This window comes from Streptococcus sp. DD11 (genome assembly GCF_001578865.1).
In the GTDB taxonomy this organism is placed as follows: domain Bacteria; phylum Bacillota; class Bacilli; order Lactobacillales; family Streptococcaceae; genus Streptococcus; species Streptococcus panodentis.
This window is the reverse complement of the sequence record NZ_KQ969395.1, coordinates 319,909-329,955: the sequence shown is the minus strand read 5'-3', so window position 1 is coordinate 329,955 and position 10,047 is coordinate 319,909. Positions and strand designations below refer to the sequence as shown.

Here is a 10,047-nt window from a genome sequence, read left to right as displayed (position 1 = left end):
AGCTGTCCGGCGGCCGATGCCCCAGAAATCAGTCAGCCTTGGAATCGTCCAGACCTTGCTGGGGACATCTTCATAGGACCAGTTGACTCGCATGGTCCGACAATGCTTGGCTTCAATATCCAAAGCCAGCTTGGCCAGCAAAGGGTTGGCATTGCTCATGCCGATAGAGGCATAGATGCCGGTCTTTTTCCAAATGGCCTGCTGAATGCGGGCTGCCAGCAGGTCCAGTTTGACCCTGCGGTCCATTCCCTTATCTGGGATAAAGTAGTTGAGTGAGCTGGTCAAATCCAAAAAGCCCTCGTCAATCGAGTAGGGAAAGATGTCATCGGGAGCTGCAAAATCCTGAAAAACTTTTTGGATTTCCAGATTTTTCTCAATGTAATCATTCATTCTGGGCGGGACGATGACCGTTGCCAGAGCCGCCTTCTCCACAAAACGGACATAATCTGCTGTGATGGGCAGGCCTTGTCTGCGGGCGGCATTGTAATGAAACTTCCGGGTCTTAATGTCAAAGGGCAGCATGTAGCTGCGGCTGACATTCTGGCTGCCGAAAATTTTCTTGAACTTTGGGGTGCAGGACAGAATGAGCCCGCCAGCATTGTCAGCCCGGCTCAGAACGCAGAGGGAGGTTTTCAAAGGGTCCAGCCCCAGGGCCAGACACTCGCAGGAAGCATAGAAGCTTTTCATATCCACAAAAGCAATGTCTGACCGGGGCTCGCGTGAATAGTCAAATAGGGCCATCTCATACCTCAATCGGCAGGAAATGCCCGACCACAATACCGACGATCTGAGGCTGGTCCTCGTAGGGGGCAAAGAGGTCGTCGTAGTCGGGATTGATGGACTCAAGGCGGAGGCCTGCGGTTTCACGGTAGACTTTTTTGATGTAAGTTTTGCCATTCCAGAGGAGGGCATAGACGGCTCCGTCATAGTCAAAGCCGGTCTGTTTCATGAGAGCGACAGAGCCGTTGGGATATTTGGGCTCCATGGAATCCCCGGCTACCCAAGAGGCAAAGTCATGCTGGATATCCTGATCGAAATAGACGGTTTCATAGTCCGTCTCATTGTCATAATAGGTGTGACCGAGGCCGGCGGCCAGCTCAATGGAAAGAACTTGATAGGCAGTGAGAGCAGTGACTTTGTGCTGCCGATCCAGCAGCTGACTGGCCAGCTGATCGACCTCCTTTTGGTGCGGCGGGGTCAGTAGAGGGTAGGTGTAGAGTGCGCTGTTTTCATCCACAAAATAGCTCTCCGGGACTTTGAGACGCTTGGCCAACCTCCTGAGATTTTTTGCGTGGGGCTCGGCTAGGCCGTTTTCCCAAGAGGAGTAGGTCTTACGGGAAACTTCCAGAGGCTGGTAGATGTCTGCCTGCGTCAGATGAAGTTCTGAGCGGCGCTGTTTTAATTTTTCATGTGAGAACATAAAGAACCTCCTGTGTAACTTTTCAAACGTTACCTACAGTATAGCAGAAATGAAAGAGCAAGGCAAGAGAAAAATCTGAAAAATTCTGTATTTTTGCCGGCTAAAAACCGCTGACAGCTCAAAAATTTGTTATAATGTTCTTTATGAGAGTTGTTGCAGGGAAATATGGGGGGCGGCCCCTCAAAACGCTGGAGGGGCGGACGACCCGGCCTACGACAGATAAGGTCAAGGGGGCCATTTTTAATATGATTGGGCCCTATTTTGACAGCGGCCGGGTGCTGGACCTTTATGCCGGCAGCGGCAGTCTGGCGATTGAGGCAGTCTCGCGGGGCATGGAAGCAGCCGTTTTGGTGGAGAAAGACCGCCGGGCTCAGGCTGTTATCAGTCAGAATATCAAAATGACCAAGGAAGAGCAGTGCTTTCAGCTTCTGAAAATGGACTCTGGCCGGGCGCTGGACCTGCTGTCAGGCCCTTTTGACTTGGTCCTGCTGGATCCGCCTTATGCCAAGGAGCAGATTGCGGCAGACTTGGAGAAAATGGCAGAGCGCCAGCTCCTTTCTGAGGAGGTCCTCGTAGTCTGTGAAACGGACAAGTCTGTCAGGCTGCCGGAGGAAATAGCGGGTCTGGGCATCTGGAAGCAGAAAAACTATGGTATTTCAAAGGTGACGGTGTATGTCAGATAGAATCGGATTATTTACAGGGTCTTTTGACCCTATTACCAAGGGGCATGTAGACTTGATTGAGCGTGCCAGCCGGCTCTTCGACCGGCTTTATGTGGGAATTTTCTACAATCGCGAAAAAGAAGGTTTTTTCACGATTGCATCGAAAGAACGAATGGTCAAGGCGGCCCTGCAGCATGTAGAAAATGTTCAGGTTATCACTTCCCATGATGAACTGGCTGTTGATGCAGCAAGAAGGCTGGGAGTGACTGCTTTCGTGCGCGGCCTGCGCAATGCAGGGGACTTGGACTATGAAGCCAATATGAACTTTTTCAATCAGGAACTGGCAGGTGAAATTGAGACGGTCTTTCTGCTCAGCAAACCTTCTTACCAGTATGTCAGTTCCTCACGAATACGTGAGCTAATCGCTTTTCAGCAGGACATTGCTGCCTATGTGCCTCAAAGTGTTATCAAGGAGTTAGAGACAAAAGATGAAGAATGAACCAACCAATAATCCCCAAATCAGCAAGGAAAAGCGCTCTGGCCTCAGGCTGTCGGGCTGTGCCGCCTATGCTGGTGCTGCTTTCTTAATCACTTTCATTTTGCTTTTTCTGGCGGCTCTTTTTATCCGCCTGCCCTACTATATCGAAGTGCCGGGGACCTCGGAGGATGTTCGGCAGGTGCTGCGGGTAGATGATAAGAGCGATAAAGAGGCGGGCTCTTACAATTTTGTGACCGTTGGAGTAGAGCAGGCGACCTTTGCCCATTTGGTCTATGCCTGGCTGACGCCTTTTACGGATATTTATTCCGCTCAGGATATGACCGGCGGTTCTACGGATCAGGAGTTTAACCGCATCAATCAGTTTTACATGGAAACGTCGCAAAATATGGCTAAATATCAGGGGTTAAAAACAGCCGGTAAGGAAATTACCATGAACTATCTGGGGGTCTATGTTTTGGATGTGACGGATGATTCGACCTTTAAGGGTGTCCTCAACATTGCGGACACGGTTACCGGAGTCAATGACCAGACCTTTGAAAGCTCAGAAGATTTGGTGAAGTATGTCTCTTCGCAGAAGCTGGGCGATACAGTCAAGGTTACTTATGAGGAAGATGGGGAAACCAAGACGGCCAGCGGGAAAATTATCAAGCTGGAAAATGGCAAAAATGGTATCGGCATCGGCCTGACGGACCGTACGGAAGTCAGCAGCACGATTCCTATTGAATTTTCAACTGAAGGGATTGGCGGTCCCAGTGCGGGCCTGATGTTCAGCTTGGCTATTTATACCCAGATTGCAGAGCCTGGTCTGCGTAACGGCAGGGATATTGCCGGTACTGGCAGCATTGACAGGGAAGGAAATGTCGGCGAAATCGGCGGGATTGATAAAAAAGTAGTTTCTGCTGCCCAGAATGGGGCGGATATCTTCTTTGCTCCCAATAATGAGCTCAGCGAGGAAGAGAAAAAGGCTGATCCCAAGGCCAAGAATAACTATGAAACGGCACTGGCAGCAGCCAAGGAAATCAAAACCGATATGAAAATTGTTCCGGTCAAAACCCTGCAGGATGCCATTGACTATCTTAAAACGAATCAGTAAAATCTTAGAACCGGTATTCATACTCCACGAAAATCAACATCAGACCAGGCAATGAGACCCAGATGTCACTTGAGTTTGCCAGATCAAACGAACGGACGGTTGGTGTTGATTTTCAAAGAGTATCACGAATACGGGTTTTCGTTTTCTTTTCTTTTGTTTTTGAGCAAAACACGGGCCTGTCCACTCTTCTTCAGCCGCTCCCAACGTTTGAGTATGAGCAGGAAGAAATGGTCAAAGAGTATTAAATCGTCTGACTTTTTTTAGAAAGATGTTTTTGATGAAAAGTCCGCCAAATACTGGCTGATTTATGATAAAATAAGGTATTGCAGATAAATGATATTCGGAATGAAAAGGAAGAGCATGCGTAAAGAAATTTCACCTGAATTATACAATTATAATAGATTTCCGGGGCCGGAATTTAGGCAGATCGGCAGCAAAATTGCCGCGGATCAGTTTGAATTTGACTTGGTTGAGAATCATAAGGGCGGCTTTGATCTGACGGCCTTTCATCAGCGTTTTTCGGAAATTCTGACAAAGTTTGACTATATCGTCGGCGACTGGGGCAATGAGCAGCTGCGTCTGCGCGGTTTTTATAAGGATGAGCGGGCTCAGGAAAGCAGCGAGAAAATCAGCCGTCTGGAAGACTACCTGCTGGAATACTGCAGTTATGGCTGTGCTTATTTTGTGCTGGAAAATCCGCATCCTCAGCGGGCTTCCTTTGACAAAAAATCCCACGGGAAAAAAGAGGGAGACGGAAAATCCAAACGCTCCCGCAGCAACCGATCAAACAGCAGCCGCGACCGCAGAAATGAGCGGGACCGTTTTGACAGAGATTTTAAGCGGTCTTCCCGCCGCAGCAATAAACAGAATCGGCAGAATAAACAACATCCGCAGCAGAAGCAGAAGGACAGCAGCCGTCATTTTGTCATTCGCCAGAAATAAAGGAGCACTATGAAACCATCGATTTACAGTTTGACCCGTCAGGACTTGCAGGACTGGGCAGAGGAAAAGGGAGAAAAGAAATACCGGGCGACCCAGATTTGGGAATGGCTCTACCGCAAGCGGGTCCAGTCTTTTGAAGAGATGACCAACCTGTCTAGGGAGCTGATTGAGAAGCTTGAGGATGCTTTCGTCGTCAATCCGCTCAAGCAGCGCATCGTGCAGGAGTCTGCCGACGGAACAGTCAAATATCTTTTTGAACTGCCGGACGGCATGCTGATTGAGACGGTGCTCATGCGCCAGCACTATGGCCTGTCAGTCTGTGTGACCACTCAGGTCGGCTGCAATATCGGCTGTACTTTCTGTGCCAGCGGCCTGATTAAAAAGCAGCGCGACCTCAACAGCGGCGAAATCATGGCCCAGATTATGCTGGTGCAGAAGTATTTTGATGAGCGCGGTCAGGACGAGCGGGTCAGCCATATTGTGGTCATGGGCATCGGTGAGCCTTTTGACAATTACGACAATGTCCTCCGCTTTGTCCGGACAGTGAATGATGACAAGGGGCTGGCAATCGGGGCCCGCCATATTACCGTGTCGACCTCCGGTCTGGCTCATAAGATTCGGGACTTTGCCAATGAAGGAGTACAGGTCAATCTAGCGGTTTCCCTCCATGCTCCCAATAACGAGCTGCGGACCAGTATCATGCGGATTAACCGCTCTTTTCCTATCGAGAAACTTTTTGCAGCCATTGAATACTACATTGAGACTACCAACCGCCGGGTGACCTTCGAGTACATCATGCTCAATGAAGTCAATGATGGAGTGGAGCAGGCTAGAGAGCTGGCTGCCCTGCTGCAAAAAATCAAAAAGCTGTCCTATGTCAACCTCATTCCCTATAATCCGGTCAGTGAGCATGATCAGTACAGCCGCAGTCCCAAAGAGCGGGTCTTGGCCTTCTATGATACGCTCAAGAAAAATGGGGTCAACTGCGTGGTCCGTCAGGAGCATGGGACAGACATTGATGCAGCCTGCGGCCAGCTGCGCTCTAACACTATGAAAAAAGACAGGGAGAAGGCTCTTGTGGAAAATGCTCAACCTTAAAAGTTACTTCACAGCAGAGGGGGAGCTGACTGAAAAAGGAAGAAAGACCCTGTTTTGGGGGACAGCTAGCTATATTTTCCTGCTTTGCCTGATGTGCTTTCTGCCGCAGGTACCGGAAGAAGGTATGGAGACACCGGGGATTCAGTATTTCGGCCGCATCGTGGTCCTTCTGGTCCCTTTTAATTCCTTTGTCAACATCGGCGAGATTACCTCTTGGCTGCAGCTAGTCAAGGTTTTCCTGCAGAATCTGGCCAATATCCTGCTGCTGTCCCCCTTGATGATGCAGCTGCTCTGGCTCTTTCCCAAGCTGCGCAGCACCAAGAGAATTGTCTGGCTCAGCTTTGCGGTCAGTCTGACAATTGAATGCAGCCAGATTTTGCTGGATATTCTGATCAATGCCCAGCGGGTCTTTGAAATAGATGATTTATGGACCAATACCTTGGGCGGTTATCTGGCCTGGCTGTTCTTTCGCTTTTGTCAGAAAAAGCTGCAGCAGTCAAGCAAATGACCTTTTCAACGTTTTGTATGACAGAAAAGTTCGGAATTGAAAGAAGTTCTCCATTTTTCTTGACAAGAGACAAGGAAAATCCTATAATGTAATCAATCGTCAGAAAAGTAGTAGATGGTCTGCTTTCAGGGAGCCTGTGGTTGGTGCAAACAGGCAGCAGCAGTTTATGAAATGGGCTGATGGAAGAATAGGAATTTGAAACAATAAAAATTCGGTGCGCACACCTTACAGTGCAGCTTGTTGTTGGACAAGGCAGAGAGATGGGGACAGTCTATACTTTTTTCTCCATAACTGAGGTGGCACCGCGATTTTACGCCCTCACGCAGATTTTTCTGCGTGGGGTTTTTGTTTTTTCAAAAATAATAGAATAAGGTAATAAACATGGCAGATACAAACGGTTATTTTGGACAATTTGGCGGCTCTTTCGTTCCGGAGCCGATTCAGGCTTTGCTGGATGAGTTGGAAGCGGCATTTAAAAAGTATAAGAATGACCCGGAATTTTTAGCGGAATACCGGCATTATTTGGCAGATTACTCTGGTCGGGAGACCCCGCTCTACTTTGCAGAAAGCCTGACTCAGCATCTGGGCGGCGCTAAAATTTATCTCAAGCGTGAGGATCTCAATCATCTGGGTTCGCATAAGCTTAACAATGTTTTGGGTCAGATTTTATTAGCCAAGCGAATGGGAAAGACCCGTGTCATTGCAGAGACAGGTGCTGGACAGCATGGGGTGGCTGCAGCCGCAGCTGCCGCAAAATTTGGCATGAAATGCGATGTCTATATGGGGGCGGAGGATGTGGAACGCCAACGCCTCAATGTATTTCGTATGGAAATGATGGGAGCAGCTGTCCATGCAGTTGAGACCGGCACCAAGACCTTAAAAGATGCAGTTGATGCGGCTTTTGGTGCTTGGATGAGGGATTTAGAAGCTTTCTATGTGCTGGGTTCGGCCGTCGGCCCGCATCCTTATCCGACGATTGTCCACGAATTTCAAAAGGTTATCAGTGAGGAGTCCCGCCGGCAGATTTTGGAGAAAGAAGGCCGTTTGCCTGACTATGTCATTGCCTGTGTTGGCGGCGGTTCCAATGCTATTGGAGCTTTCTCAGAATATGTACAGGACGAAAGTGTTCATTTGATTGGTGTGGAAGCAGCCGGCCGTGGCTTGGACACAGATCAGCATGCTGCCACCATGACCAAGGGCAGGATTGGCGTGGTAGATGGGATGAAGACCTACGCCGTATTTTCAGAAGATGGTTCGGTTGCACCAGTGTACTCGATTTCGGCGGGGCTGGACTATCCAGGAGTCGGACCGGAACATGCTTTCTTTAAGGACTCTGGCCGCGTTCAATATGTGGCTGCCAGTGATGATGAAGCGGTGGATGCTTTGCTCTTGCTGACACAGAAAGAAGGAATTTTGCCAGCTATTGAAAGCTCACATGCTGTGGCAGAGGCTGTCAAATTAGCTCCCAAGCTTTCTCCGGAGCAGATTCTGATTATCAATGTCTCTGGTCGTGGTGATAAAGACGTGGCGGCGATTGCGGATTATTTGGAGAAGCGCAGATAATATCGTCACTTAGTTTTTCTTTTATTACTTTGTTAGCTCGCCTTGCCCTACTTTTGAGACTTCCTCACGGAAGCTCTATCCGCAACCTCAAAGCAGTGCTTTGAGCTGTCTGCGGCTGCCTGCTTTACTTGAGTAGGACATGAGCTGAAAGGCAAATGTCAGATAGGACAATCCTCTCTGAAAAGAGAGCTTCTGAATCTAGAAAGGAAAGATGATGGAAAAAGTTTTACCAGCTGATATTTTATCCCCCATTCTTGCTTATATGAGGATAAGGGGAGACCATAAGGTCATTTTGGAGAGCATTCCCCGCGATACGGAAACGGCCCGCTTTTCCATTGTGGCCTACAATCCTGTCTTTGAAGTCAAGTATGAAGAAGGCCGGCTGCTGGAAAATGGCCGTTTTGTGGATGAAGATCCACTGGACTACCTTCACCGGCTGACAGTCAAGAAAGACCATGACAGCGAGCTGCCTTTTGGCGGCGGGGCTATCGGTTTTGTCGGATATGATATGATTTCCCTTTATGAAGAGATTGGTCAGATTCCAGCTGACCTGATTGGAACGCCGGATATGCACTTTTTTGTCTACGAAAGCTGCATGATTTTTGACCATAAAAAGGAAAAGATTCATCTGGTGGAAGAAGCGCTCTACAGTCAGCGGACGGAGGCGGAGCTGGCGGACAGTCTGGACCGAATCCTGACTGAGCTGCAGCAGCCGGCAGCAAATGAATTTTCGCCTTTAGAGCTGTCCAGCCTGCATTTTCAGAGTCATTTGGAGCAGGATAGCTTCGAAAAAATGGTGGAAGAAGCCCGGAGCTTGATTCGGCAGGGCGATATGTTCCAGTGCGTGCTCAGCCAGCGTTTCTCAGCTGCTTTTTCAGGCAATCCTCTGGACTATTACCGCAATCTGCGGGTGACCAATCCGTCCAATTATCTTTATTTCTATGATTTTGGGGACTATCAGATTATCGGGGCCAGCCCAGAAAGTCTGGTGTCTGTCAAGGAAGGGCGTGTGACGACCAATCCGATTGCCGGTACCCGTCCCCGCGGGGCTGATGAGCTGGCGGACAAGGAATTGGCAGCCGATTTGCTGGCGGATGAAAAGGAGGTCGCTGAGCACCGCATGCTGGTGGATCTGGGCCGCAATGACATCGGAAAGATTGCTCAGATTGGCAGTGTGCAGCTGACCAAGTACATGGAAGTTGAGCATTTCCGCTATGTCATGCACCTGACCAGTGTCGTCAAGGGGCAGCTGCTGCCGCAACTGACGGCCATGGATGCCCTCAAGTCTACCCTGCCGGCCGGCACCGTTTCAGGCGCGCCCAAGATTCGGGCCATGAAGCGGATCTACCAGCTGGAGCAGGAAAAGCGAGGTGTCTATGCAGGAGCGATTGGCTACCTGTCTGCGACGGGGGACATGGATTTTGCCATTGCCATTCGGACCATGATTTTGAAAAATGGCAGAGCTTATGTGCAGGCGGGAGCGGGCATTGTCTATGATTCTGTCCCAGCTAAAGAATACCAGGAGACCATCAACAAGGCCAAGTCCATGACCAAGATAGGAGATACTCAATGATTTTACTGATTGATAATTATGATTCCTTTACCTATAATCTGGCCCAGTATATCGGGACCTATGCGGAAGTTCAGGTACTGCGCAATGATGATGCAAATCTCTATCAGGCGGCGGAAAAAGCCCAGGCGCTGGTCCTGTCTCCCGGTCCCGGCTGGCCGGCTGACGCGGGCAGAATGGAAGACATCATCCGTGATTTTGCAGATCAGAAGCCGATATTAGGGATTTGTTTGGGCCATCAGGCTATTGCTGAGGTTTTCGGAGGAACCTTGGGGCTGGCGCCCAAGGTCATGCACGGCAAGCAGAGTCAGCTGCATTTTGAAAAGCCCTCTCCGCTTTACAGGGGAGTTGACAAGGGCCGGCCGATTATGCGCTATCATTCGATTCTGATTGAGGAAATGCCGGAGGACTTTGAAGTGACTGCTAGGGCAGCAGATGATGGGGCTGTTATGGCTATTCAGCACAGGAGCCGGCCGATTTACGGTTTTCAGTATCATCCGGAAAGTATCGGCACGCCCGATGGACTCTTGTCGATTAAGAATTTTATTGATTTGGTCAAAGAGGGAGAAAAACGATGAAAGAAATAATTGCCAAAATAGCAGATTTTAAAGATCTGACCGGCCAGGAGATGGCCGGAGTGATTGAGGATATCGTGACTGGTCAGGTGTCGGAAGCGCAGATTGCAGCCTTTC

11 protein-coding genes and 2 pseudogenes are annotated in these 10,047 nt (G+C 49.4%); 11 read left to right on the top strand and 2 right to left on the bottom strand.

Translation table 11 applies throughout. The features are described from left to right. Together STRDD11_RS14510 and STRDD11_RS09325 are read right to left on the bottom strand one after the other, a co-directional pair. Nucleotides 1-741 (bottom strand): annotated as a pseudogene (locus STRDD11_RS14510) (DNA polymerase); the annotation flags it as partial. A gap of 1 nt (nucleotide 742) precedes the next feature. After that, entirely contained in the window at nucleotides 743-1,420 is a 678-nt protein-coding gene (locus tag STRDD11_RS09325; protein WP_128837085.1) for a helix-turn-helix domain-containing protein, read from the bottom strand. 134 nt (nucleotides 1,421-1,554) lie between these two features. Between STRDD11_RS09325 and rsmD the strand changes: the two genes are divergently transcribed. The 11 genes and pseudogenes from rsmD to STRDD11_RS14505 all read left to right on the top strand — a co-directional run. Beyond that, the gene (gene rsmD, locus STRDD11_RS09320) at nucleotides 1,555-2,103 is read left to right on the top strand and encodes a 16S rRNA (guanine(966)-N(2))-methyltransferase RsmD (RefSeq protein WP_164828449.1); all 549 of its coding nucleotides are present in this window, start codon (nucleotides 1,555-1,557) and stop codon (nucleotides 2,101-2,103) included. Further along, nucleotides 2,093-2,581: a pantetheine-phosphate adenylyltransferase gene (coaD, locus tag STRDD11_RS09315; RefSeq protein ID WP_128837083.1), complete on the top strand. Its 489-nt coding sequence runs from the start codon at nucleotides 2,093-2,095 to the stop codon at nucleotides 2,579-2,581. The genes rsmD and coaD overlap by 11 nt, the downstream gene beginning before the upstream one ends. After that, nucleotides 2,571-3,674 carry a SepM family pheromone-processing serine protease gene (locus STRDD11_RS09310; RefSeq protein WP_128837082.1) on the top strand — a complete coding sequence of 368 codons (1,104 nt, stop codon included), beginning with the start codon at nucleotides 2,571-2,573 and terminating at the stop codon, nucleotides 3,672-3,674. The genes coaD and STRDD11_RS09310 overlap by 11 nt, the downstream gene beginning before the upstream one ends. Nucleotides 3,675-3,736: 62 nt before the next feature. Next, nucleotides 3,737-3,919 (top strand): hypothetical protein, encoded by a 183-nt coding sequence (locus STRDD11_RS09305; RefSeq protein WP_128837081.1) that lies wholly within the window; start codon nucleotides 3,737-3,739, stop codon nucleotides 3,917-3,919. A 115-nt stretch (nucleotides 3,920-4,034) separates the two neighbouring features. Further along, nucleotides 4,035-4,616, top strand: coding sequence for a YutD family protein (locus STRDD11_RS09300; RefSeq protein ID WP_128837080.1), 582 nt, complete (start codon nucleotides 4,035-4,037; stop codon nucleotides 4,614-4,616). Between the two features lie 9 nt (nucleotides 4,617-4,625). Further along, the gene (gene rlmN, locus STRDD11_RS09295) at nucleotides 4,626-5,714 is read left to right on the top strand and encodes a dual-specificity RNA methyltransferase RlmN (protein WP_128837079.1); all 1,089 of its coding nucleotides are present in this window, start codon (nucleotides 4,626-4,628) and stop codon (nucleotides 5,712-5,714) included. After that, on the top strand, nucleotides 5,701-6,222 hold the full coding sequence (locus STRDD11_RS09290) for a VanZ family protein (protein WP_128837078.1): 522 nt from the start codon (nucleotides 5,701-5,703) through the stop codon (nucleotides 6,220-6,222). The genes rlmN and STRDD11_RS09290 overlap by 14 nt, the downstream gene beginning before the upstream one ends. 381 nt (nucleotides 6,223-6,603) lie before the next feature. Next, entirely contained in the window at nucleotides 6,604-7,785 is a 1,182-nt protein-coding gene (gene trpB / locus STRDD11_RS09285; protein ID WP_128837077.1) for a tryptophan synthase subunit beta, read from the top strand. Between the two features lie 214 nt (nucleotides 7,786-7,999). Beyond that, the gene (trpE, locus tag STRDD11_RS09280) at nucleotides 8,000-9,358 is read left to right on the top strand and encodes an anthranilate synthase component I (RefSeq protein ID WP_128837123.1); all 1,359 of its coding nucleotides are present in this window, start codon (nucleotides 8,000-8,002) and stop codon (nucleotides 9,356-9,358) included. Then, on the top strand, nucleotides 9,355-9,933 hold the full coding sequence (locus STRDD11_RS09275; RefSeq protein ID WP_128837076.1) for an aminodeoxychorismate/anthranilate synthase component II: 579 nt from the start codon (nucleotides 9,355-9,357) through the stop codon (nucleotides 9,931-9,933). The genes trpE and STRDD11_RS09275 overlap by 4 nt, the downstream gene beginning before the upstream one ends. Further along, nucleotides 9,930-10,047: pseudogene (locus STRDD11_RS14505) on the top strand (anthranilate phosphoribosyltransferase); the annotation flags it as partial. The gene STRDD11_RS09275 and the pseudogene STRDD11_RS14505, both read left to right, overlap by 4 nt.

Coding starts and splice junctions, on each gene's coding strand:
- STRDD11_RS09325 (WP_128837085.1), bottom strand. CDS start 1,420: ATGTTCTCACATGAAAAATTAAAACAGCGCCGCTCAGAACTTCATCTG.
- trpE (WP_128837123.1), top strand. CDS start 8,000: ATGGAAAAAGTTTTACCAGCTGATATTTTATCCCCCATTCTTGCTTAT.
- coaD (WP_128837083.1), top strand. CDS start 2,093: ATGTCAGATAGAATCGGATTATTTACAGGGTCTTTTGACCCTATTACC.
- STRDD11_RS09290 (WP_128837078.1), top strand. CDS start 5,701: ATGCTCAACCTTAAAAGTTACTTCACAGCAGAGGGGGAGCTGACTGAA.
- rlmN (WP_128837079.1), top strand. CDS start 4,626: ATGAAACCATCGATTTACAGTTTGACCCGTCAGGACTTGCAGGACTGG.
- rsmD (WP_164828449.1), top strand. CDS start 1,555: ATGTTCTTTATGAGAGTTGTTGCAGGGAAATATGGGGGGCGGCCCCTC.
- STRDD11_RS09310 (WP_128837082.1), top strand. CDS start 2,571: ATGAAGAATGAACCAACCAATAATCCCCAAATCAGCAAGGAAAAGCGC.
- STRDD11_RS09275 (WP_128837076.1), top strand. CDS start 9,355: ATGATTTTACTGATTGATAATTATGATTCCTTTACCTATAATCTGGCC.
- trpB (WP_128837077.1), top strand. CDS start 6,604: ATGGCAGATACAAACGGTTATTTTGGACAATTTGGCGGCTCTTTCGTT.
- STRDD11_RS09305 (WP_128837081.1), top strand. CDS start 3,737: ATGTCACTTGAGTTTGCCAGATCAAACGAACGGACGGTTGGTGTTGAT.
- STRDD11_RS09300 (WP_128837080.1), top strand. CDS start 4,035: ATGCGTAAAGAAATTTCACCTGAATTATACAATTATAATAGATTTCCG.